Origin of the sequence: Spongiactinospora sp. TRM90649, from assembly GCF_029382225.1 — a bacterium.
Classification (GTDB): Bacteria; Actinomycetota; Actinomycetes; order Streptosporangiales; family Streptosporangiaceae; genus Spongiactinospora.
On the sequence record NZ_JARLTC010000002.1, the window covers coordinates 613,213 to 635,859 of the forward strand.

General features: G+C 70.9%; 18 protein-coding genes. 5 read left to right on the forward strand and 13 right to left on the reverse strand.

Translation table 11 applies throughout. The annotated features are described in order from the left end of the window. Window positions 1–179: 179 nt before the first annotated feature. From P3X83_RS02970 to P3X83_RS02995, 6 genes are all read right to left on the reverse strand, one after another. Window positions 180–782 (reverse strand): response regulator transcription factor, encoded by a 603-nt coding sequence (locus P3X83_RS02970; protein WP_277303507.1) that lies wholly within the window; start codon window positions 780–782, stop codon window positions 180–182. A gap of 35 nt (window positions 783–817) precedes the next feature. Beyond that, the gene (locus P3X83_RS02975) at window positions 818–2,509 is read right to left on the reverse strand and encodes a sensor histidine kinase (RefSeq protein ID WP_277302905.1); all 1,692 of its coding nucleotides are present in this window, start codon (window positions 2,507–2,509) and stop codon (window positions 818–820) included. 115 nt (window positions 2,510–2,624) lie between these two features. Beyond that, complete coding sequence (locus tag P3X83_RS02980; protein WP_277302906.1) at window positions 2,625–3,497, reverse strand: class F sortase; 873 nt, start codon at window positions 3,495–3,497, stop codon at window positions 2,625–2,627. Between the two features lie 15 nt (window positions 3,498–3,512). Continuing rightward, window positions 3,513–4,448 carry a hypothetical protein gene (locus tag P3X83_RS02985; RefSeq protein ID WP_277302907.1) on the reverse strand — a complete coding sequence of 312 codons (936 nt, stop codon included), beginning with the start codon at window positions 4,446–4,448 and terminating at the stop codon, window positions 3,513–3,515. A gap of 181 nt (window positions 4,449–4,629) precedes the next feature. Beyond that, on the reverse strand, window positions 4,630–5,622 hold the full coding sequence (locus tag P3X83_RS02990) for a class F sortase (RefSeq protein ID WP_277302908.1): 993 nt from the start codon (window positions 5,620–5,622) through the stop codon (window positions 4,630–4,632). Continuing rightward, a complete protein-coding gene (locus P3X83_RS02995) occupies window positions 5,619–6,980 on the reverse strand; it encodes a hypothetical protein (RefSeq protein ID WP_277302909.1) in 1,362 nt (453 codons plus the stop codon). Before P3X83_RS02995 ends, P3X83_RS02990 begins: the two co-directional genes overlap by 4 nt. 151 nt (window positions 6,981–7,131) lie before the next feature. Between P3X83_RS02995 and P3X83_RS03000 the strand changes: the two genes are divergently transcribed. Together P3X83_RS03000 and P3X83_RS03005 are read left to right on the forward strand one after the other, a co-directional pair. Then, window positions 7,132–8,283 carry an acyl-CoA dehydrogenase family protein gene (locus P3X83_RS03000; RefSeq protein WP_277302910.1) on the forward strand — a complete coding sequence of 384 codons (1,152 nt, stop codon included), beginning with the start codon at window positions 7,132–7,134 and terminating at the stop codon, window positions 8,281–8,283. A 372-nt stretch (window positions 8,284–8,655) separates the two neighbouring features. Continuing rightward, the gene (locus P3X83_RS03005; protein WP_277302911.1) at window positions 8,656–9,222 is read left to right on the forward strand and encodes a hypothetical protein; all 567 of its coding nucleotides are present in this window, start codon (window positions 8,656–8,658) and stop codon (window positions 9,220–9,222) included. 165 nt (window positions 9,223–9,387) lie between these two features. Here the strand turns inward: P3X83_RS03005 and P3X83_RS03010 are convergent, their stop codons facing one another. Further along, on the reverse strand, window positions 9,388–10,680 hold the full coding sequence (locus tag P3X83_RS03010; protein WP_277302912.1) for a YibE/F family protein: 1,293 nt from the start codon (window positions 10,678–10,680) through the stop codon (window positions 9,388–9,390). Window positions 10,681–10,825: 145 nt separating this feature from the next. Between P3X83_RS03010 and P3X83_RS03015 the strand changes: the two genes are divergently transcribed. Continuing rightward, a complete protein-coding gene (locus P3X83_RS03015) occupies window positions 10,826–10,990 on the forward strand; it encodes a hypothetical protein (RefSeq protein WP_277302913.1) in 165 nt (54 codons plus the stop codon). Between the two features lie 16 nt (window positions 10,991–11,006). Here the strand turns inward: P3X83_RS03015 and P3X83_RS03020 are convergent, their stop codons facing one another. The 5 genes from P3X83_RS03020 to pdxH all read right to left on the reverse strand — a co-directional run bounded on the left by P3X83_RS03020 (window position 11,007) and on the right by pdxH (window position 17,355). Next, on the reverse strand, window positions 11,007–11,792 hold the full coding sequence (locus P3X83_RS03020) for an alpha/beta fold hydrolase (RefSeq protein ID WP_277303508.1): 786 nt from the start codon (window positions 11,790–11,792) through the stop codon (window positions 11,007–11,009). 181 nt (window positions 11,793–11,973) lie between these two features. Beyond that, a complete protein-coding gene (locus tag P3X83_RS03025; RefSeq protein ID WP_277302914.1) occupies window positions 11,974–14,205 on the reverse strand; it encodes a SpoIIE family protein phosphatase in 2,232 nt (743 codons plus the stop codon). A 117-nt stretch (window positions 14,206–14,322) separates the two neighbouring features. Next, window positions 14,323–15,027 carry a metal-dependent transcriptional regulator gene (locus P3X83_RS03030; RefSeq protein ID WP_277302915.1) on the reverse strand — a complete coding sequence of 235 codons (705 nt, stop codon included), beginning with the start codon at window positions 15,025–15,027 and terminating at the stop codon, window positions 14,323–14,325. A gap of 336 nt (window positions 15,028–15,363) precedes the next feature. Next, window positions 15,364–16,599: an MFS transporter gene (locus P3X83_RS03035; RefSeq protein WP_277302916.1), complete on the reverse strand. Its 1,236-nt coding sequence runs from the start codon at window positions 16,597–16,599 to the stop codon at window positions 15,364–15,366. 102 nt (window positions 16,600–16,701) lie between these two features. Then, window positions 16,702–17,355 carry a pyridoxamine 5'-phosphate oxidase gene (gene pdxH / locus P3X83_RS03040; RefSeq protein ID WP_277302917.1) on the reverse strand — a complete coding sequence of 218 codons (654 nt, stop codon included), beginning with the start codon at window positions 17,353–17,355 and terminating at the stop codon, window positions 16,702–16,704. A 170-nt stretch (window positions 17,356–17,525) separates the two neighbouring features. On the opposite strand from pdxH, the gene P3X83_RS03045 reads away from it, so the two are divergent. Next, window positions 17,526–18,632: a citrate synthase 2 gene (locus P3X83_RS03045; protein WP_277302918.1), complete on the forward strand. Its 1,107-nt coding sequence runs from the start codon at window positions 17,526–17,528 to the stop codon at window positions 18,630–18,632. A 78-nt stretch (window positions 18,633–18,710) separates the two neighbouring features. Here P3X83_RS03045 and P3X83_RS03050 read toward each other — a convergent pair whose 3' ends face one another. Beyond that, entirely contained in the window at window positions 18,711–21,317 is a 2,607-nt protein-coding gene (locus P3X83_RS03050; protein ID WP_277302919.1) for an ABC transporter substrate-binding protein, read from the reverse strand. Window positions 21,318–21,464: 147 nt separating this feature from the next. On the opposite strand from P3X83_RS03050, the gene serC reads away from it, so the two are divergent. Then, a complete protein-coding gene (gene serC / locus P3X83_RS03055) occupies window positions 21,465–22,577 on the forward strand; it encodes a phosphoserine transaminase (RefSeq protein ID WP_277302920.1) in 1,113 nt (370 codons plus the stop codon). The last annotated feature ends 70 nt before the right edge of the window (window positions 22,578–22,647 follow it).

Sequence of the window (22,647 nt, forward strand, 5' to 3'; positions counted from 1 at the left end):
CCCCGGAATCCACCACCAGCCGGCGTAAGCCGGCGTTTGCCAAGACCACCTTCGGGCTCCCTTCGTTCACGGGAATCCTCCCCCGCGCGCCAGGGCCCCGGAAGCCGGGTGACCACACCGCGCAGGTGCGGTTAACCGCACCTGCGCGGTGGCGTGACTCGTTCAAGTACCGCGTGGCGTCACGCGTTCAAGTACCGGAGTACGGCCAGCACCCGCCGGTGGTCGTGCGGCCCCGCCTCCAGGCCGAGCTTGCCGAAGATGCTCGTGCAGTGCTTCTCCACCGTCCGCTCGGCGATGATCAGCCGTTCCGCGATGGCCAGGTTGGTGCGGCCCTCGGCCATCAGCCGCAGCACGTCCCGCTCGCGGGCGGTGAGCTGGATCAGCGGGTCGTCCGGCTGACGGTGCCTGCTCACCAGTTGCTCGACCACGACCGGATCCAGCGCCGAGCCGCCCGACCCGACGCGGCGGATCGCCGCCGCGAACTCCGCCAGGTCGGAGACCCGGTCCTTGAGCAGGTAGCCGATGCCCTCCACGCCCCCGTCGAGCAGCTCGACCGCGTAGCTGACCCGCACGTACTGCGACAGCACCAGCACCCCGACCTCCGGGTGCCGCCGCCGCAGCACGCGCGCGGCCCGCAGCCCCTCGTCGGTGTGGGTGGGCGGCAGCCGGATGTCGAGCACGGCGACGTCCGGGCGGTCCTCGGCGACGCGCTCCAGCAGGTCGTCCGCGTTGTCCACGGCGGCCAGCACCTCGTAGCCCGCCTCGCTCAGCAGCCGGGACATGCCCTCGCGGAACAGGGCGGAGTCCTCGCAGATGGTCACCCGCACGGCAGCGTCACCGCGAGCACCGTGCCCATCCCCGGACGGCTGTCGAGGCGGAGCCGTCCGCCGTTGGCCTCGGCGCGGTGGGCCAGCCCCTCCAGCCCGGAGCCGAGGCGCGGATCGGCGCCGCCCCGGCCGTCGTCGCCGATCTCCACGACGAGGTGCCCGTCGCCCCCGGCCAGGCGCACCCACGCCCGGGTCGCCTCGGCGTGCTTGGTCACGTTGGCCAGCCCTTCGTTGACGATGTAGTAGGCCGCGCTCTCGACCGCCGGCGGCAGCGGCTCCGCCATGTCGATCAGGCACTCGACCGGAACCGGCGCGACCGCCGCCAGCTCCTTGACCGCCCCTGGCAGCCCGCGCTCGGTGAGCACCGGCGGATGAATGCCGTGGCTGACGGCCCGCAGGTCGTCCAGCGCGGTCAGCATGGCCCGCTTCGCCTCGCTGACCAAGGTGTCCTTGCGGTCAGGATCGGTGGTGGCCTCGGCCAGGCCGAGGGTCATCGCCACCGACAGCAGCCGCTGCTGCACGCCGTCGTGCAGGTCTCGTTCGAGCTTGCGGCGCTCGGCCTCGCCCCACTGCAGCATCCGCGCCCGCGACGCCGCGAGCTGGCGCAGCCGCGCCCGCAGGTCGGCGGTCAGCCGTTCGTTCTCCAGCGCCAGCGCCGCCGCCGCGCAGGCGGCCTCGACGAGCAGCGGCTCCTCCAGCAGCCCCTCGTCGTGCAGCAGGACGGCCAGCCGCGACTCGCCCTGGTCCACCCGCGTCATCACCCGGCCGCTGCCGCTCGGCGGCAGCTCCACCGGCCGCCCCTCGGCGTCGACGTATCGCCCCTGCTCCGCCATCCAGTACGCCACCCGCAGCGTCGGGTCGTACAGGGTCGTCGCCAGCGCGCTCTCCATGCCGTCCCGCTGCTTGCGGCCGCGTAATCGCACCACCAGGTCGGCCACGCGCCCGCGGTCCAGCCGGACCCGCATCAGGCTGGCGAGGTAGGCCAGCGGGATCGCCAGGAACGCCCCGAACATCACGGTGGCGGGCACCCGCCGCAGCGTCTCCGGCCCCCACGCCCAGAAGTTCCAGTCGACCACGAACGCGATCGTGGCGACGGCCGAGCTGAGCACCACCGGCATGGCCGCGCGCCGCTGGGCCGCGCCGCCCTCACGCCAGCGCACCGCGGCCAGTCCCAGAACGGCCGCCGCGGTGAGCATGATGAGCTGCCAGGACGCCTGATCGACGAAGGCCGCGACTGACCGCAACGGCCCCTCGGGCAGTATCTCGACGGCGACGCCCGTCACCGGGAGGATCAATGCCTCGCCATAGCCGAAGCCTACGACGAGCCGGGACGGCAGGCTGCCGAGCCGTCCCGTCGGGAAGGCCAGGAACAGGTGGCAGCCGACCGCCGACCACACGCTGGACACCGGGTTCCACAGGAGCAGCAGGTAGGGCACATCGGGCTGCAGCCGGAAGATCTGCGGGATCCAGGCGATGCCGAAGGCCACCATGAGCGGCCCGACGCGGTTGCGCGGACGGCCGCGCCAGGCCACCACCCCCGCGTAGACGAAGGCCATGCCCACCAGTTCGGCGATCCCCCAGGACGGCTTGCGGTCCAGCATGGGAAGGGTCACCAGGAGCAGCCAGCCCGCCGCCGCCACGGAGGCGAGCGTCGCGGTGCTGATGTTGGGCCGCCTGGTCATCGCTCACCCCTACGGCGGATTCTATTGGCGGGGATCCGGAATCGAGCGGGGATCGAGCGGCTTCGAGCGGGTTCGGGGAGGCTCGTCCGGGTGCGCTGGGACGCGCGCGGCGCGCTCAGGAGGTGCGGGACCCCCGGTGGCTGCCGGTCAGCGTGGCGTAGACGATGACGTTGTCGGTGTAGTGCCCGGTCGAGCGGTTGTAGGTGCCTCCGCACGTGATCAGGTGGAGCTGCGCGTTGGTGCGGTCGCCATAGACCCGCTCGGTGGGGAAGGTGCGCTTGTCGGCCTGCTCCACGCCGCCCACGGTGAACACCGCGACCGTGCCGTCCTGGCGCCGCACCTCGATCTGGTCGCCGTAGCGCAGCTCGGCCAGCCTGCTGAACACCGCGCTGCGGGTGGCGGTGTCCTTGTGGCCCAGCATGATCGACGGCCCGGCCTCACCCGCCGTGGGCCCGTGACGGAACCAGCCCACCAGGTTCGGGTCATTGCCCGGCGGCACCTGGATCGTGCCGTCCTTGGCCAGGCCGAGCGACTTGATCGGCGCGTCGATGCCCAGCTTCTTGACCACCAGGCGCAGCGGGGTGGACGGCTGCATCGGTGGCGCGGGCTGGATCGGCGGAAGCGGCGGCGGCGCGGTGGGCGCCGCCTGGAACAGCCCGTTGTCGACCGACGGCTGCGCCTTGTGCGGAAGCTGGGTGCGCCCGTCGGTCAGGTTGTAGCCCGCCGGGTCGGCGATCATGAACAGCAGGCCCGCCACGACCGTCACCACCCCGGCCACGGCGGCCAGGATGAGGATCGACCGCAGCACCTTGCCGCCCTGCGGCCTGCCCGGCTGTTCGGGCTCCCGCCACTGCGGCTGCTGCTGGTAGTAGACCGGCTGGGGCTGGCCCTGCTGGTAGGGAGGCTGCGTGCCATACGGGACGGGATGGCCCTGGTAGGGATACCCGCCCTGCTGCGGGTATCCGCCCTCCGGAGGCTGCGTGGTCACCGGCGGCCCCTCCGGTCAGCCCCGGGTCGCCGCAGTGCGCCGGCGCAGGAGCAGTCCGCCGATTCCCGCGCCGACCACGAGCACCGACCCGACCAGCACGAACATCCGCCCGTCCGGGCCCATGTCGCCGCCGCCGCCGGTGGCCGCGCCGTCCTTGGGCGTCTTGTCGATCTGGCTGTCGGCCGTCACGGTGGCCGTCTTCGTGTTGGTACGGCGGGGCGTCGGCGACGTGCTGTCACTGGCGGTCGGGGTCGCGGTCGGCGTGGCGCTGGCGGTCGGCGAGCCCGTGCCGCCGACGGGCAGGTTCAGCGCCGGCCCCGCGCCGGCGGCGATGCAGTTGTAGTAGACCGTCGAGGTTCCGCTGCCCGACTTGAGCACGAAGCCCTGGCCCTGGAGGACGATCGTGCCTTCGCCGGTGGGCTGCAGGACCACGGCCATCGACGTGGGAATCGGCAGGTCGTCGGTCGTGGAGAGGGACTGCGTGGCGACCACCGTGCCCTTGGCGACCGGGGTGGAACTCGCCACCGGGCCGCTGATCGACAGCGTGCCCTCGGCCGCGATCATGGCGCCGGACGCGATGGTGACCGGCGCGGGCAACGGGGTGCTCGTGGTGGTCGGGGTACCGCTGTTGGTGTCACTGGTCGTCGGCGTGGCCGACGGACTGGCGGTGGGCGACCCGGTGGCGGTCGAGCTCGTGGTGGGGCTCGCGCTGCCGCCGATCCGCCAGTTCACGGTGACCGCGGTATTGGGCTGCGGGGTGCCGGAAGGGCCGACCAGTTCCATCGGGAAGACCACGGTGAGCCCCGGCTGCCCGTTGGTCGGCGTGCAGGTGTACTGGACATCGACCGGCGCCGCCAGCGCGGGGATCGCGCCGAACACGAGCCCGCACCCGATGGCTCCCAGGGCGGCGGTCTTCAGGGCGACGCGGCGTCGCGCCTTGGACTTCAGCACTGTCCCATTCTCCGTTTCAGCGGGGGCTCTCGGATCGACAGGCGGACCAGCGTGCCGGTCTTTAGTGATGACTCCAGTCAGATCCTATGAATAGATGATGCGAACAGGCACCCAAATACCGAAATCGGGCATAGATTCATTCCCGCAACGGAAGATCGTTACGGGTGGTGATCGGGATGTCTCACCGAGTGCGCTTGGAGAGCGTCGCGTAGACGATGATGTTGTCGGTGTAGTGACCGGTCTTCGGGTCGTAGATGCCACCACAGGTGATCACCCGCAGGCTGGCGTCGTTGAGGTTGCTGTAGACGCGGGCCGTCGGGAAGGTGCTCTTGCTGATCTTCTCCACGCCGTCCACGGTGAATTCGACGATCTTGCCGTCGTTCCTGGCGACCCGGATCTTCTGCCCCCGCTTCACCTGGTTGAGCCGGTAGAAGACGGCGGGACCGGTGCGGTTGTTGACGTGCCCCAGGATCACGGCCGGGCCGATCTCGCCGGGCACCGGCCCGTACCGGTACCAGCCGCCCAGCTTCGGCCGGTTCAGCGGCGGCACCTGGATCTCGCGGTTCTGCTGCACGCCCAGTGACACCAGGCGGGCGGAGACCCCGATGGCCGGGATGGAGATGCGGGTGGGCCGGGTCTTCTCGGTCGTCTTCACCGGCGGCGGGGCCTTGACGGCGGGCAGCGGCGGCGGCGCGGCGGGCTCGGCCGGAGTCAGCGGCACGCCGGGGCCACCGGGGCCCACCGTGGGCAGGGTCAGCGGGTCGGCCGCCTGCTGTACCGCCGCCGTCTGCGGGGCGGGCGGCTCGGCGGCCGGAGCGGCGGCGAGCACGCCCTCCTGGACGGGAGGCGGGGCCAGGTAGGCGAGCAGCCCCGCCATGATCGCCGCGATCCCGCCGAGCGACACGACGATGAGGACGGCGGGCAGCACCGCCGAGCGCAGCCTGGCCTTCACACTCTGGCGGGCGGGCCTGCCGTACGGATCCTGTCCGAGCATGTGCCGGCCGGACGGGCCGGGGCCGATCGCGAACTGCTCGGGCTGCCCCGGGCCGAGCGCCGGCATCTGGGGCTGCTGGTAGGGCGCCTGGTACGGGTATTGATACGGCTGCTGGTAGGGCTGCTGCTGGTACGGCGGCTGCTCGTGAGGCGGCCCGCCGTACGGGCCCGGGTGGCTCATCGCCCGCCTCCCGCCACGTGCGCTGCCCTGCGCCGGTGCAGCAGCAGGCCGCCCAGCACACCGCCGGTGAGCATCGCCACGCCCACGCCGATCAGCGGGCCGCCGGAGGGCGGTGTGGGCCCTTCACCGGTCTGCGGCGCGCCGACCGGGGTGATCTCCACCTGCGGGGTCGCGGTCGCCGTGACGGTGCGGGTGTTGGTCGGGCGCGGCGAAGCGGTGGCGGTGGCGGTCGAGGTGCTCGTGGAGGTCGCGCCGTTGCCGTTCTGGTTGCCGTTGCCGTTGCCGGTGTTGGACGGGCCAGGCGTGGTCGGACCGGTGTTGGTCGGACCAGGCGTGGTCGGGCCGGGGCCGGACGGGCCCGGGGTGCTCACGGTCGGGTCGGGGCTCTGCGTCACGCCGCCGCCGCTGCCCACGGTGATCTTGAAGGCCACGTTGGGGGTGTCGGGGGTGCAGACGGAACGGAACTCGGCGGGCGGGTTCTTCAGCTCGCGCGTGACGACCTTGAAGGCGTCCACGAACGCCCAGCTGTTGTCTTCGAGATTGGTGACGAGCAACGTGTGGTCGGCCTTGTAGGGCAGGTTGCGCATCTTCCAGATGGTGTATCCGCCCGCGTTGACCACGTTGACGTCGGTGCCGTCGTCGTTCTTGGACGGGTCGGCGGTGACCGGAACCCCTGGCTGGCCGTCGATCTTGAACTCCAGGTTGCCGCCGCGGTAGTCGCGCTCAGTGATGAAGTCCACGCCCGTCCCGGCGAACTTCAGCTCGACGGTGGCGCCGCCCTTGGTGGTCGCGTGGACGTCGCGCCCCACGTCGTTGAAGCTGAGCGGCCGGTCGTTGTAGTCGCCCCACTCGGGACCGCTGTAGGTGATGCCCGCCTCGTCGTCGTTCACGATCTTCTCGCCCGCCGCCGGGGTGAAGTCGACCACCAGGTTGCGCGGCGAGATGCTGATCTCGCCCTCCTTGGTGGCCCCGACGGCGCCGGTGACCAGTGAGGGGAGCCGCAGCGGGTCGCCCACCCGCAGCTCCGGCTGGTCGATCGAGCCCTCGGCCGCGTCGTTGCCGGTCCACGGCCCCTTGATGTTGAGGCGGCCCTTGCCGGACAGCTTGGACCCGGCGGCCAGGTAGCCCGGCGAGGTGAACGCGGTCTGGTCGCGGTACCTCAGATCCCACTTGACGTCGATCTCCTGGCCGACGGTCATCGTGGTCGGGGCCGTGATGGTCGCCCTCAGCCGGGTGCCCTTGCCCACGCCGTCCGTACACGTGTAGTCCAGTGCCACACCGACCGTGTCGGCCCCGGCCGGAGCGCCGGAGATCGCCACCAGCCCGCCACCGATCAGACACAGCACCGAACCGGCCACGGTTCTACGGAGCCCAGTTCCCCAGCCGCCCACCGCACACTCCGATCAACCCGGACACGCCCAGGGAACGGGCCATCCGATCACAAGTCCGCGAGAATCGTACTGACACCGCGCTTTTCTGGCCACACAAGCCGGCCACAGGGAGGCAACGATGCGACGAGACCTCTTCGAAGAGGAGCACCTGCTCTTCCGCGAGAGCGTGCGCGAGTTCATGACCCGGGAAATCACCCCGCACCACGCGGAGTGGGAAAAGCAGGGAATCGTTCCACGAGACGTCTGGAAGCACGCCGGAGAGATGGGCATGTTCGGCTTCTCCGTGCCCGAGGAGTACGGCGGGGCGGGAATCACCGATTTCCGATACAACGTGGTCATCGTCGAAGAGATCATCAGAATCGGCGCCACCGGTCTCGGATTCGGCCTGCACAACGACATCGTGGCTCCCTACCTGGTGCATCTCACCGACGACGAGCAGAAACGGCGCTGGCTGCCCGGTTTCGTCACCGGCGAGCTGATCACCGCGATCGCGATGACCGAACCGGCGGCGGGCAGCGACCTCCAGGGCATCCGCGCCACCGCGACCAGGGCCGAGGGATCCGACCACTACGTGCTCAACGGGCAGAAGACGTTCATCACCAACGGCATCAACGCCGACCTGGTCGTGGTGGCCGCCAAGACCGACCCCGGGGCCGGGGCGCGCGGCATCACCCTGCTCGTTGCCGAACGCGGCATGGACGGATTCACCCGGGGCCGGAACCTGGAGAAGATCGGCATGCACGCCCAGGACACCGCCGAACTGTTCTTCCACGACGTCCGCGTCCCGGTCGCCAACCGCCTCGGCGACGCCGATGGCCAGGGCTTCGTCCAGCTCATGCGCAACCTGCCGCAGGAACGGCTGTCCATCGCGGTGGCCGCGGTCGCGGCGGCCGAGTCGGCGCTGGAGGCGACCATCGAGTACTGCAGGTCGCGCACCGCCTTCGGCCGCAACCTGGGTTCGTTCCAGAACACCCGGTTCGTGCTCGCCGAACTGGCCACCGAGGTGGAGATCGCCCGGCATTACGTGGACAAGTGCGTCCTCGCCCTCAACGCCGGGGAACTCGACGCGGTCGACGCCGCCAAGGCCAAATGGTGGACCACCGAACTGCAGAACAAGGTCATGGACCGCTGCCTGCAGCTGCACGGCGGCTACGGCTACATGCTCGAATACCCGGTCGCCAAGGCATGGCAGGACAGCCGCGTGCAGACCATCTACGGCGGCAGCACCGAGATCATGAAGGAGATCATCGGCCGCTCTTTCGGCTTCTGATTCGCCAGATCGGATTTCCGGCATCCATCGGTGTCCACCGGCATCCAGGGGGTGTCCACCGGTTTCTATGGGCCGGTGTGCACCAAGCCCGCCCACAGATCCGGCCTGCGCGGGTGGGCCTCGCGCATGCTCGGCGGTGCACGACCCGGCGTACGACGCGTGGCACGTCGGCTACCTGTGGGACGGCGACTCGTGGGGTCAACAACGAGGGCCGGACCTTCAAGTGGGGCAGGGTCTTGAACTCGCGTCCCACCACCTGACGATCGCAACGCGGACGGCACCACACGCTCCCGCGTGCGGTGAGCGACGACGCCTGCGCCATCTCCCCCAGGATGGCGCAGGTTTCGCGGTCGCTCGCCGTAGAGTCGGACCATGCTGTTCGAGCGTCGGCTGCGAGACGGGCTGCGGAATGGGACGATCACCGTCGCGTTCAGGCGGTGGAAGCGGCGGCAGGCCAGCGCGGGCGGGCGGTACCGCACCGGTGACGGCGGAATCGCCGAGGTGACCGCACTGAGCGTGGTCGAAGAGATCGGCGAGGACGACGCGCGGGCCGCCGGGTATCCCGGGGTGGCGGAACTGCTGGCCGACCTTCGGGGAGAAGGTGCGATCTACCGGCTCGAACTGCGACTGGTCGATGAGCCCGACCCGCGCGAGGAGCTGGCCAACGACGAACGGGTCGATGTGGCGGAGATCGACCGCAGACTGGCCAGGATGGGCGCATGGGCGCGGCCCACCCTCGAACTCATCGCCCGTCGACCAGGGGTACGGGCCGGCGACCTGGCTCCGGAAGTGGGGCTGGACAAGGACCGCTTCAAGGTGGGCGTGCGCAGGCTGAAGGAACTGGGACTGACGCTCAGCCTGGAGACCGGCTACCGAATCTCACCACGCGGTCACGCCTACCTCGCCGCGACAAAGGAACACCCCTCCGAGACCGCCTGATCCCTGCCGGTGCACCACCCATCCGAGCGGACTCCACGGGGCCGCGCGGCCTCAGGGAGGACAGGGAGCGTCCGGTAGAAGACTGCGGGCTGCGCGGGCGGTGGCGAGCCGAGGCGGCCAGGGGCGGTCGCGGGCCAAGGGGGCGGGGGTGGTGGGGATGGGTGGTTATGAAGGCTGGTGTTCGTGGGTGTGGGGCCATTGTGCTGGGTGTTGGGGTGGGCGGCGGCGGTGGCGGGGTGGGGGCGGGGGGTCGGGGTCGGTGGGGGTTTGGCGGGTGGCGGTTAGGGCGGCGAGGGCCGTGGTGATGGGGACGGCGGCGATGAGGCCGATGGTGCCGACCACGCTGCGCACGATTTCCTGGACGATGACCGGGGTGTTGAGCACGTCGCCGAGCGGTTGGCGGCCGACGCTGATGAGGAGGAGCAGCGGGAGGGACGCGCCCGCGTACGCCAGGATGATCGTGTTGATCACCGAGGCGATGTGCGCGCGGCCGACCCGGGCCCCGGCGCGGTAGAGCTGGCGGACGGTGTACTGCGGGTTGGCGTGGGCCAGCTCGGTGACCGTCACCGCCTGGGTGACCGTCACGTCGTCGAGGACGCCGAGGGAGCCGATGATGATGCTGGCCAGCAACAGCCCCTGGGTGTTGATCTGAAAGCTCATGTCCAGGTTGAACGAGCTCTCGTCGGTGATCCCGTTGAGCTTGGCCACGCCGATCGACACCGACGCCAGCACGCCGGTGAGCGACAGGCTGAGCAGAGTGCCGAGCACCGCCACGGAGGTGCGTACGGAGAAGCCGTGGGTCAGATACAGGACGGCCAGCATGATGGCCGCCGCCCCCACGATGGCCACCGGCAGGGGCGGGCCCCCCTCCAGGATCGCCGGGATGATGAACAGCAGCAACAGCACGAAGGTGATGGCCAGCCCGGCCAGCGCGCTCACCCCGCGCCACCGGCCGAAGGCGATCACCGCGAGCGCGAAGGCCGCCGCCAGCAGGCCCAGCGGCAGGGTCCGGTCGTGATCAGAGATCTGGTACGGCGCCGCGCCCAGTTTCTCGTCGCCCGGCGTGTGCAGCAGCACCACGTCGTCGCCCGCCGTGAAGACCTGCGACCCCGGGCCGCTCGGCAGCGCCACGGTGATCGCGTGGCCGGCCTGTGAGCCGCCGGTCAGTTCGACGATGGCGTCGCCGCAGGTGGCGGGGTCGGGTGGGCGCATCTCGGCGGGGGCCTGGCCGTCGGGGGCGGGCTCGGCCATGCAGGGGGTGAGCGTGATCTTGGTGATGGTGCCGGTCATGCGTTCCGGCGCGGGCCCCGAGGCAGCGGGCGCGTCGGCGCCGCGTGGCCACATCCAGACCAGCGCGGCGAGGGTGACCAGAGCGAGTGGAAGCACGACCGAGAGGACGGCGAGCACCGCGCCTCGGGACGCCGGTGCGGCCGGGCCGTGCGAGTGGTCGGCACCCATGATCGGAAGAACAGCCCCCTCTAGCGCCGAGACCATGGGCGCTGGAACTAGAGAAGTACCACACTTGTCGGCACTCAGGGGTGACACCTTCGGCTTCTCATGAGCATTGTGAGCACGGACACGTCGAAAAGCGCATACTGGTCGGGTGGCCATCGACAGCGGACTGATCCTGCTGCTTTTCCTCGCGCTGCTGTTCGCGTGGGGGCTCAACAGGGTGCGCCGGATGCTGCGCCTCGGGCCGGTCGCCTATGGCGGCGTGGTGATCGTGTTCGTCATCGTGATGATCGCCGTCTGGGGACAGACACGCTAGGCCCCAACACGCCCAGCTACGCGCGCGCCGCGCGCGTGGTCGTCGCCACCACCTGGGCCACCAGTTCGGGGTCGTCGCTCATCGGCACGTGGCCGCAGCCGGGCAGCAGCCGCACCCGCTGACCCGACCAGCGGGCCGCGCGGACGGCCTGCCGTCGCACCAGGAGCCGGTCGCGCTCCCCCCAGGCGATCGTGATCGGCGACTTGGCCGGGGCGGGGGGCATGACCAGCGCCAGCGCCTCCACGGTCTCGTCGAAGCCCGCCGAGTCGCGCAGCGCGCGTCCCGCCGCCGCGAGCGCCGCCGGGGAGAGCCGGTCGGGACGTGCCACGAGCAGCGCGGCGGCGATGCCCCGGCCGGACGCGGAGGCCGCGACCGTCTCGGCCTTACGATCGGGCACCCGCTGGGTGTAGGCGCGCATGGCGGTCAGCACGATCCGCGCGTAGATCAGCTCCGGGTGGTTCCAGAATCCGGCGGGCGACAGCGCGGTGGCGCTGGCGACGACGCCGCGCGCGGCCAGCGTGAGGGCCAGGTAGCCGCCCATGGAGTTGCCCGCGACGTGCGGCTCGCGCACGCCGAGGTCGGCGCAGAAGTCCTCCACCGCGTCGGCCAGGGTGTCCATGTCGTACGGCGTGCCCGGCGGCAGCGGCGGTGAGGCGCCGAAGCCGGGCAGGTCGATCGCGATCACGTCGTGTGCGGCGGCCAGCAGGTCGAGCACCGGCAGCCATGCCTGCCAGTGGTGCCCGATCCCGTGCAGCAGCACCAGGGGCGGCCCGCTGCCGCGCCGTTCGTAGGCCAGGTCCATGGCCACGAGTCAAGCATCCGCGCTCGGCGCTGCCTACCACCGATGCCGGCGGGTGTCGTTGGTCTGCGGCGCGTGATCCGCTTACTCGGATCCATGACCCCGAGGTGCCCGAAGGGCCGGGCCGTGTGCGGACGTGTCCGCGGACAGACGATCGTCGGCGCGTCTCCGGCGGCTGACGCCGCTAGCGGGTGCGGGTGGGGATCTCGAACCAGACCGCCTTGCCCTCGTGGGTGGGGCGGGATCCCCAGCGGCTGGCGAGCTGGTCGACCAGGTAGAGGCCGCGACCGCCCTCGTCGTTCTCACCGGCGCTGCGGATCCGGGGCAGCCGGAGGTCCTGGTCGAAGACCTCCACCCAGACGGACTCGGCGCCCCGGCGCAGCCGGAGGGTGAACTCCTTCTCGCCGCCGGGCTCCTCTTCCAGGCCGGGGAAGTCCCAGGACTCCTCGAACGGCATGGGCGGGCCGTCCATGGTCAGCTCGCGGCGCGGCACCGAGGCGGTGGCGGCGTGCAGGACCACGTTGGTGACCACCTCGGAGACCAGCAGGCAGGCCAGCTCGGCGCGTTCCTCCGGCACGTTCCAGCCGGTGAACGCCTCGGCGGCCATGCGCCTGGCCTCACCTACCATGATCGGCTGGGCCGGGAAGGTGCGCTCCTCGACCTCCAGGTCGACCGCGCTGGAGCGGATCACCAGGATGGCCATGTCGTCGTCGATCTCGCCGGGGACGGCGACGGTCGCGGCGTCGGCGACCTCCTCGACCGGGATGTCGCCCAGCTTGGCCAGCTTGTCGCACAGGAGCTGGAGGTTCTCCTCCTGGCTGGGGGCGTTGCCCTCGGGGTCGCGGGTGGGACGGCGGTCGACCAGGCCGTCGGTGTAGAGGAGGAGCGACGCGCCCGGGGGCAGCGTGCGGGTCTCCTCCTTGTAGACGAGGTCGGCGTGGATGCCCTTGGCGTGGACGCCGAGGGGCTGGCCGACCTCGGTGATGTCGAGTTCCTGGCAGGTGCCGTCGATGAGCAGCAGCGGCGGGGCGTGCCCGGCGTTGGCGAAGGAGAGCTGCCGCGACCAGGCGTCGTAGACCATGTACTGGCAGGTCACGATGGGCGAGACGCTGATGTCGGCGCCGCCGGGGCCGTGCTCGGGGGTGGCCACGATGCGGGTCCACTCGTCGAGCCTGGCCAGGATGTCGGCGGGCGACTTGTCGTCCTGGGCGAAGGCGCGCAGCGCGGCGCGGAGCTGGCCCATGATGGCGGCGGCCTTCGCGCCCCGGCCTTCGACGTCGCCGATGACGATGCCGACCCGGCCCGCCGACAGCGGGATCACGTCGTACCAGTCGCCGCCGACCTGGGTCTGGATGCCCTGGCCGTGCGAGGCGAGCGGGGCCGCCGGGTAGTAGCGGACCGCGATGGACAGCCCGTCGAGCTGCGGCAGCGCGCGGGGCAGCAGGTGCTTCTGGAAGGACTCGGCGGTGTGCCGCTCCTCCTCGAACAGCAGCGCGTTGTCCACGGCGAGGGCCACCCTGGTGGCGATCGCGCCGACGAAGTCGCGGTCGAAGGCGTCGTAGTGCGGGTTGCGGCGGTCGGTCAGGTTGGACAGGCCGAGGTACATCAGGCCGAGGATCTCGCCGCGCACGCACAGCGGGGCCACGATCGCCGAGGTCATGCCGATCTCGCCGCACAGCTTGGCGCTGGCCACGCTCGCGCTGGGATAGCTCACCTGGGAGAAGTCTTCGACCAGGATGGTCTCCTGGCGGCGCATGGCCGACTCGGCGTAGTGGCCGGACGGGTAGTGGATCTCGGCGCCGACCGGTCGCCAGCTGTCCGGCGGCGGGGTCCAGTTCTGCACGTGGGTGGAGACCCGGCGGATCAGCCGGTCGTTCTCCATCAGCTCGATGAAGCAGTGGTCGGCGAACTGCGGGACCAGCATCTCGGCGACGCGCTTGAGGGTCTCCTCGACGTAGAGGGACCCGGCGAGCCGTTCGCCGATGCGTTCGAGCAGGCCGAAGCGGTCTTTCTCACGCTCGTTGCTGCGCATCGCCTCGCGGGCGGTGATCACGATGCCGGTCACCGAGCCCGAGGAGTGCCGCAGCGGCACGGCCTGAGCCCGGACGTAGATCATCGTGCCGTCGGCCCGGGTGACGTCGAAGGTGCCCTCCCACACGCCGCCGCGCAGCACGTGCTTGGCCAGCTCGACGGCCAGCGGGTGGTCCTTCTCCATGATGCCCATGGACAGCGCCGCCGGGTCGCGTGACCCGGCGGGCCTGCTTGGACGCCCGAACAACTGCTCGGCGAACGGGTTCCAGTAGAGCAGGTTGCTGAACCTGTCGGTGACCACCACGGCCATCTCGGCGTGGTCGAGCACGGACGCGGGCGAGAGGTGGTCGGCGGTGTCCTGCGAGATGTCTCCCCAGCGCTTCATCCGGCGACCACCACCCCGGCCGGGTGGGCATTCGCGTAGCGAACCACGGACGCTCCTGCGTGAATCGAGCGGTAGGGAGTCTCCCAGGAGGGATTCAACCAAGCCGTGGCGCGGCGATCAGCGCTTTGCGACAAAAACATGCGCGGCAACCTCACGTGGCAGCTCCGCGCTCGTGTTGTCCGCCTGATCGTCACCTGTCACCCGCACACCGTCGTCGCTCGCCGCGAGCGTCACCTCGCGTCCGGGTTGTATCCCAACTTGCTTGAGTTTAAGCATCACAGCAGGATCGCTTTGCACTTGTTCGCTAATTCGTCGCACCACAACCGCAAGATCGCGGGCGCCGGCGAGGTCGGACATCGCGAGCATGGCGTCTTCGTCGTCTCCCGAGGAGTCGTTGACGCCCAGTTCGTCGAGCCCGGGGATCGGGTTGCCGTGGGGGCAGACGGTGGGCTTGTTGAGCAGCGTGACGAGCCGGGTCTCGACCGACTCGGACATCACGTGCTCCCAGCGGCAGGCCTCCACGTGGACCTCCTCCCAGGGCAGCCCGATCACCTGGGTGAGCAGGCACTCCGCGAGGCGGTGCTTGCGCATGACGCGCATGGCGAGGGTGCGGCCGAGCTCGGTCATGGTCAGGTGGCGGTCGCCTTCGACCCGCACCAGACCGTCTCGTTCCATCCGGGCGACCGTCTGGCTGACGGTGGGACCACTCTGCTGCAGCCGCTCGGCGATGCGCGCGCGAAGAGGAACGATCCCCTCTTCTTCCAATTCGAAGATCGTCCGGAGATACATCTCCGTCGTGTCGATCAGGCCGTGTGCGGTCAAGGGCTCCTCCCGTCCTACCTCGATGCTACGCCCATCGGCACCTGGACTGAGCCCGCTCAGGCAGGGCAGTGGTCCTGGAGTCCCGACCGATCGTGCCGACCGATGGCCTGGTAGGAGACGATGAGCGATGTCGAAGGACGGCAACAGCGGAGCGGCGCAATTCCTTCCCGACAAATCAGATAGTGCGGACATTTCCGAGTTGCGTGCCGCGGCCGCGCACTGCGAAGGCTGCGGTCTCTATAACGACGCGACCCAGACGGTCTTCGGCGAGGGCTTTCCTGGCCGACGTCCTGGCCGCCGCGCAGGTGGGCAGGCACTAGCCGTCACCAAAGCGTCCTAGCGCCCGGCGCGGTACGTCCGGAAGGCCGGGACGGCCAGGCCCGCGATCACCACCAGCACCGCGCACAGCAGGCCGCCGCCCACCCACGCGGGCACCAGCCCCACCGCCACGGCCGTCGTCCCGGCCCGCACGTCGCCCAGCCTCGGGCCGCCCGCCACCACCACGTGGAACACCCCCTGCATCCGGCCGCGCATCTCGTCGGGCGCGTATGTCTGCAGGATCGTCTGCCGCCACACCGCCGACACCAGGTCGGCGGCCCCGCCCAGCGCGAGCAGCGCGACCATCAGCCACAGCGGCTCGGCCAGTCCCGCCGCCGCCACGGTGAGGCCCCACAGCGCGATGACCGCGACCAGCGCGACCCCCTGGCGGCGCACCCTGCCGACCCAGCCGGAGAACAGGCCGCCCAGCACCGAGCCGATCGCGATGCTGGCCGACAGCCAGCCGAAGGCGACCCCCGACCCGCCGAACCGCTCGGCGGTGATCTCGGGGAACAGCGCGCGGGGCATCGCGAACGCCATGGCGATGATGTCCACGACGAACGACATGAGCACCACGGGATGCCGGGCGATGAAGCCCAGGCCCTCCCCCACGGACCGCCAGCCGGGCCGCAGGATGTCGCCGAGAGGCGGCAGCGGCGGGAGCCGCAGCGCGGCGTAGAAGCCCGCGCTGAACAGGATGAAGTCGATCAGGTAGGCGACGGCGAAGCCGCCCCGGTCCAGCACCACCCCCGCCACCAGCGGCCCGACCATCATGCCGACGCTGCCGACCAGGAAGTTGAGCGTGTTGGCCGCCGGTACCTGCTCGACCGGCACCAGCCGGGGGATGATCGCGCCCCGGGTGGGGCCGGTGATCGCGAACCCGGCCGAGTGGACCGCGACGATGCCCAGCATCAGCAGCACGTTGTCGATCCGCAGGACGGCCTGCGCCAGCAGCGCCGCCGTGGCGACCCAGGCCAGCACCGACCCGGCGAGCAGCAGGCGGCGGCGGTCCATCGCGTCGGCGACCGCCCCGCCCCACAGCCCGAAGATCACCAGCGGGATCAGGCTGACCGGTCCGGCCATGCCCACCCAGAAGGACGACTCGGTGATCGCGTAGATCTGCGCGCTGACCGCGACCGAGGTGAGCTGGAACCCGATGAAGGAGACGCCCTGCCCCCACCACAACCGGCGGTAGGAAAGGGTCCGCAGCGGGGTGACGTCCACCGCGGCCAGCTCCCAGAATCGCCCAGCCACCCGGAGCCCCCCAGCAAGTCAGCAAATATCCCCACAAAGGGAACCATGCATCCTTACCTGCTCCACACCCGCCCCGCACTCACCCGGCGCGGGCCTCGCTCCTCAGGGCGCCAGGCGTTCGATCACCCACGCACCCCGTGATCGCCGGTAACGCAACCGGTCGTGCATCCGGTCGAGCCGCCCCTGCCAGAACTCCACCTCCTGCGGCACCACTCGGAACCCGCCCCAGAATTCGGGCACCGGCGGATCCTCCGGCCAGCGCGCGGCCAGCTCCTCGTAGCGGGCGTCGAGTTCCTCCCTCGACCCGACCACGGCCGACTGCCGCGACGCCCACGCGCCGATCCGCGAGCCGTACGGCCTGCTGTGGAAGTACGCCGCCGACTCCTCCTTGGAGAGTCGTACGACGCTTCCCTCCACCCGGACCTGGCGGCGGATGGGGTGCCACGGGAACAGCAGACACGCCCGGGCGTTCTCGGTGAGGTCGCGCCCCTTACGGGACTCGTAGTTGGTATAGAACACGAAGCCCTGCTCGCTGTAGCCCTTGAGCAGCACCGTGCGGGCGGTCGGACGGCCACCGGCGGATGCGGTGGCCACGACCATGGCGTTGGGTTCGGGGAGTCCGGCGTCCAGCGCGTCGGCGAACCAGATGGCGAACTGCGCCACCGGGTCGGCGGCGAGGTCCGCTTCGATCAGCGGCTCCCCCTGGTATGTACGGCGAAGCCCCGCCAGGGATGCGGGGCGCGATGCGGCGTCCACAGGACGGTATTCTTCCGCGCCTGGGTACATGACCTGCGCAAGGCCCCCTACCTGGGGCTATTGCGCATCGGCATGCCCGGCGGCACGTCGCCCCCGGACAGGGGGTTGAATAAGACCCGCCGGTATCTCGACATCAAGGCTTTGACTTCAGGAAAGGGAGGCGGCCGAGAATGTCCGACTTCAAACCCGGGCTCGAAGGCGTAGTGGCTTTCGAGTCCGAGATCGCGGAACCGGACAAGGAGGGGGGCGCCCTGCGGTACCGGGGCGTCAACATCGAAGAACTGGTCGGCCGCGTCACCTTCGGTAACGTGTGGGGCCTGCTGGTGGACAACGACTTCCAGCCGGGCCTTCCCCCGGCGGAGCCGTATCCGATCCCCGTCCACTCCGGAGACATCCGCGTCGACGTGCAGAGCGCGCTGGCCATGCTCGCGCCCGCGTACGGCTTCCGCCAGCTGCACGACATCGATGAGAAGCAGGCCCGCGAAGACCTCGCCAGGGCCAGCGTCACCGCGCTGAGCTTCGTCGCCCAGTCGGCCAGGGGCCTCGGCCTGCCGATGGTCCCCCAGAGCCGGGTGGACGAGGCCAAGAGCATCGTCGAGCGCTTCATGGTCCGCTGGCGCGGCGACCCGGACCCCAAGCACGTCAAGGCCATCGACGCCTACTGGACCTCCGCCGCCGAGCACGGCATGAACGCCTCGACCTTCACCGCCAGGGTCATCGCCTCCACCGGCGCCGACGTCGCCGCCGCGCTGTCCGGCGCGGTGGGCGCGATGTCCGGCCCGCTGCACGGCGGCGCCCCCGCGCGCGTGCTGCACATGATCGAGGAGGTGGAGCGCATCGGAGACGCCGACACCTACGTCAAGCAACTGCTGGACAGCGGCGAACGTCTGATGGGCTTCGGCCACCGCGTCTACCGTGCCGAAGACCCCCGCGCCCGCGTGCTGCGGCGCACCGCGCAGGAGCTGGACGCCCCGCGTTATGAGGTCGCGGTGGCGCTGGAGCAGGCCGCCCTGGCCGAGCTGCACGCCCGCAAGCCCGAGCGGGTGCTCGCCACCAACGTGGAGTTCTGGGCGGCCATCCTGCTCGACTTCGCCGAAGTGCCCGCGCACATGTTCACCTCCATGTTCACCTGCGCGCGCACGGCCGGCTGGGCCGCGCACATCCTGGAGCAGAAGCAGACCGGACGCCTGGTGCGCCCGAGCGCGAAGTACGTCGGCCCCGCCGAGCGGTCGGTTCGGGACGTTCCCGGCGCCGCCCAGGTGCTCAACAAGACCTGAATCCCCATCGTGCCGTGGCCCGTGCCGTCCCGCACCGGGCGCGGGCCGCGGCTTCCCTCACTTGGCTCCTCCGGCCCCTCACTCTCTCGCTGACGACTCCTTCGGCGGCGCGCAGGCCGCCTTGACGTCGGTCGGCGTGCACACGTAGTGGGCCGAGAAGCCCTTGTCCTTCTCCACGCCCACCAGCCACACCTTGCGGTCGAGCGCGTCGTGGCCGGCCGCGTCGGAAGAGAAGGTGATCTCTCCGGTGGCGCCGACCACGTGCAGGCCGCGCAGGTAGTAGTGGATTCCGGTGCGCACGTGCGTGCCGCCGCCCTTGGCCAGGAACTTGCCGAGGGCCTCGGTGACGACCAGGGCGGCGTCGTAGCCGAGCCCGGCATGGCTCATCGAGTAGCCGGGCAGGATGATCTTGGCCGCCGTCGCGCGCCTGACCCACCCCTCCACCGCCTTCTGGTGCTCCGGCCTGCCTCCTGAGGCCCCCGACGAGTCACGCGGGTCGGTCAGCGAGGCGAAGCGAAGCTGAAGGCCGAGGTCGGTCTCTCCGCGCCGGATGTCGTTGGCCACCGTCCTGGTCACGTCGTCGCTTGCCATCACCACGACCTTCTTCTCGGCGCAGTGCCCTGCCCAGGCGTCTCTGAGCGTGGTCAGCAGGGATGACCTGCCGGTGAAGTAGAGCAGCGTCGAACCGGCCTCGCAGGACTCCTTGACGGCCTGCGCGAGCTGGGTGCCGTCGCCGAACTCGCGCATGGAGGTGCCGGGGAGCATGCGGGTGAACCACTCGGCGAGGTCCTGGCTGTACAGCTCGTTGGGCTCCTTCTGGGCCAGCACCGAGACGTCTTCGCCGTGGAAACGCCGCCCTCCCCCGCCCTCCGGCACGCCCAGCTTGGTGATCCACTCCACCGTTGCCCTGGCCTGCCGGGAATTGGCCGCGGCCAGCCGGAAGAACCAGGCCGACGGCCCGCCCTCGATCATCGCCAGGTTGTCGGCGGTGCTGGTGGTGCCGACCATCGGGAGCTGGGCCGAGCCGAGCACCGCGATGGCGTTCCTGACCTCCGCGCGGCTCCAGCCCAGCCCGATCACCGCCGCCATCGACTCGTCGGTGGCCGCGCGCTCCTTCAGGTCGCGGGCGACGATCTCGGCGTAGCGGTAGTCCTGGCCGGTGTTCGCGAACTCGACGCGCATCCGCGCGGGCCCTTCGAGCCGGTTGTAGCCCTCCTGACGGGCGGCGATGCCCACCAGCTCCCCGGCGGTGCCGACCAGCGGGCTGGTGTCGCCGCGGCCCGGCTCGCGCGTGAGCGGGCCCAGGTAGACGACGGTGAACGATCGCGCCTCCGACGGGATCGCCTTGTTCTGCCGGTCGATCTGGCCGAGCAGCGGGGCGAGGAACGGGTCGAAGTTCACCACGGTGGAGGTCACCCCGACGCACTGGCGGTCGATCTGCGCGAGATCGCTCGCGCACGCGGGCGGCAGCAGCGCCCGGCCCCCGAGGTAGACGGGCAGCGCGACGGCGAGCAGCACCGACACGCGGTAGGCGAGCGCGCGCCCGCGGCGATCGACCCGGCGCGTGCCCTCGCCGCCGCCCAGGTGCTTGCCGTCGCCCGCCCGCACGAAGAAGTAGGGGCAGGGCGCGGGCCGCTCGGCGGCGCTGCGCCACCCGGCGTAGGAGGCGTCCAGCAGATCGGGCGAGGTGGCCGTGGTGGCCCCGGCGTGCCGGTGGGAGGCGGAGTCGGCCGGGGGGTCGGCCTCCCCCGCGATCACGAGCAGCGGCACCCGGCGGCCGGTGGCCACCAGCACGTCGTGCATGACCGTGAGCAGCCGGTGGCAGGCGGTGCCGGGCCGGGCGTCTTCGAGGAGCAGTACGGCGTGTGTGCTGCGCCCCCACCCCGGCCACAGCACCCACGGGCGCAGCCTGCGGTAGGCGACCCGCAGGTCTTCGTAGAAGGCCGCCACGAGCAGGCGTTCCACCACCGCCTCGTGGTCTGGCCCGGTGTGGAAGGCGATCCGCCCGGCGTAGTCGGCCAGGCCCTCGTTGGCGCGCGTCAGGAACGGCTGGGAGGCGAACCAACGGTAGCGGTAGTGGCCGCTGGACCAGTTGGCCGCGCCCAGCGTGGCGAACAGGCAGGCGAACAGGATCGCCACGCCCCAGATCGCCGCGGCGGCCCACGCCGCCACGTCGTAGACGGTGGTGATCACGGTGGACACCGCGCTGGTGACCACGGTGGGCAGGGCCAGGAAGCGGGTGATGTACTCCGCCCGGTCGAGCGGGCTCCGCCAGGACGGCCCGCCGCCGCGCAGCCAGGCCCGCAGCGGCTGGTTCAGCCGCATGGCCACGGCCTGGGCGGACAGCCGCTCGGCCGAGCCCGCCTCCGCGCCCTCGCGCAGCGCCCACAGCACGAACTGGAAGAGCGGGAAGCGCGGCGGCGGCAGTAACGACCAGGGGACCCGCCGGCCCATCGCCGCCGCCGCGTGGTCGAGCAGGTCGATGACCTTGAACCCGCTGGTGTCTCCGTGGATCTCGGCGAAGGGCGCGTGACCGCGGGCCGGTTTGGCGAAATCCAGCGCCATCGAGGTGGAATTTTCCCCCTCGAACAGCACGAACGGCAGAAACCGGTCACGTAGTCTCGGGCGGCGCACCATATCGGCGCCTGTGTCGGCGAGCGAGCGCGACGGGCCGTTGACTCCCATGGACCTACCCCGGGGGTGGATGGTCGAAGTTCTCCGGACTGTGACAGTGACTCAACATAGAGTGACACGGGTCGTCCATCTTTGATGGCGGATCTCACAATCCGGACTCGGACCGAATCACCATCCGGGCATGACTACTCTTGTGCTGTGGCTGACATCGTGATTCCCGCTGACATCAAGCCCGCCGACGGCCGGTTCGGCTCGGGGCCCTCGAAGGTCAGGCCGGAGCAGCTCTCCGCCCTGGCCGACACCGGGGTCTCGGTGATGGGCACCTCTCACCGGCAGAAGCCGGTCAAGCAGATCGTGCGCCGCGTGCGCGAGGGGCTGAGCGCCCTGTTCGACCTGCCCGAGGGCTATGAGGTGGTGCTCGGCAACGGCGGCACCACGGCGTTCTGGGACATCGCCTCGTTCGGCCTGGTCCGCGAGCGCTCGCAGCACCTGAGCTTCGGCGAGTTCTCCTCGAAGTTCGCCACGGTCACGGCGAAGGCCCCGTGGCTCGGCGACCCCACGGTGATCAAGTCCGACCCGGGCACGCACCCGGAGGCGCGTCCCGAGGAGGGCGTCGACGTCTACGCCCTCACCCACAACGAGACCTCCACCGGCGTGGCCATGCCGATCAAGCGGGTGGCCGACGACGAGTCGCTGGTCCTGGTCGACGCCACCTCCGGCGCGGGCGGCCTGCCCGTCCAGGCGAGCGAGTTCGACGTCTACTACTTCGCGCCGCAGAAGAGCTTCGCCGCCGACGGCGGGCTGTGGCTGGGGCTGTTCTCGCCCAAGGCGCTGGCCAGGGTCGCCGAGATCGCCGAGAGCGGCCGGTTCGTCCCCGAGTTCTTCAGCCTGCCCACGGCGATCGACAACTCGGCCAAGGACCAGACCTACAACACGCCCGCGGTGGCCACGCTGTTCCTGCTGGCCGACCAGATCGAGTGGATGAACTCCCAGGGCGGCCTGGCCTGGACCACGGCGCGCACCGCCGACTCCGCGCAGCGGCTCTACACCTGGGCGGAGAAGTCGCCCTACGCCACGCCGTTCGTCACCGACCCGGCACAGCGCTCCAACGTGGTGGGCACCGTCGACTTCGCCGAGAGCGTCGACGCCGCCGCGGTGGCCAAGGTGCTGCGCGCCAACGGTGTCGTGGACACCGAGCCCTACCGCAAGCTGGGCCGCAACCAGCTCCGGGTGGCCATGTTCCCGGCCGTCGACCCGGCCGACGTCGAGGCCCTCACCGCGTGTGTGGACTACGTGGTCGAGCGTCTCTGACCCGGCCCGACACGAACGGACGCGCGCCCGCGCCTCGGCACGGGCGCGCGTCCGCGTTTCGTGTGCTCTG

What these genes read in the sequence shown, in the direction of transcription:
- P3X83_RS02970 (WP_277303507.1), bottom strand. Translation starts at nt 782, where the DNA reads ATGTCCCGGCTGCTGAGCGAGGCGGGCTACGAGGTGCTGGCCGCCGTG.
- P3X83_RS02975 (WP_277302905.1), bottom strand. Translation starts at nt 2,509, where the DNA reads ATGACCAGGCGGCCCAACATCAGCACCGCGACGCTCGCCTCCGTGGCG.
- P3X83_RS02990 (WP_277302908.1), bottom strand. Translation starts at nt 5,622, where the DNA reads ATGAGCCACCCGGGCCCGTACGGCGGGCCGCCTCACGAGCAGCCGCCG.
- P3X83_RS03000 (WP_277302910.1), top strand. Translation starts at nt 7,132, where the DNA reads ATGCGACGAGACCTCTTCGAAGAGGAGCACCTGCTCTTCCGCGAGAGC.
- P3X83_RS03005 (WP_277302911.1), top strand. Translation starts at nt 8,656, where the DNA reads ATGCTGTTCGAGCGTCGGCTGCGAGACGGGCTGCGGAATGGGACGATC.
- P3X83_RS03010 (WP_277302912.1), bottom strand. Translation starts at nt 10,680, where the DNA reads ATGGGTGCCGACCACTCGCACGGCCCGGCCGCACCGGCGTCCCGAGGC.
- P3X83_RS03020 (WP_277303508.1), bottom strand. Translation starts at nt 11,792, where the DNA reads ATGGACCTGGCCTACGAACGGCGCGGCAGCGGGCCGCCCCTGGTGCTG.
- P3X83_RS03025 (WP_277302914.1), bottom strand. Translation starts at nt 14,205, where the DNA reads ATGAAGCGCTGGGGAGACATCTCGCAGGACACCGCCGACCACCTCTCG.
- P3X83_RS03045 (WP_277302918.1), top strand. Translation starts at nt 17,526, where the DNA reads ATGTCCGACTTCAAACCCGGGCTCGAAGGCGTAGTGGCTTTCGAGTCC.
- P3X83_RS03050 (WP_277302919.1), bottom strand. Translation starts at nt 21,317, where the DNA reads ATGGGAGTCAACGGCCCGTCGCGCTCGCTCGCCGACACAGGCGCCGAT.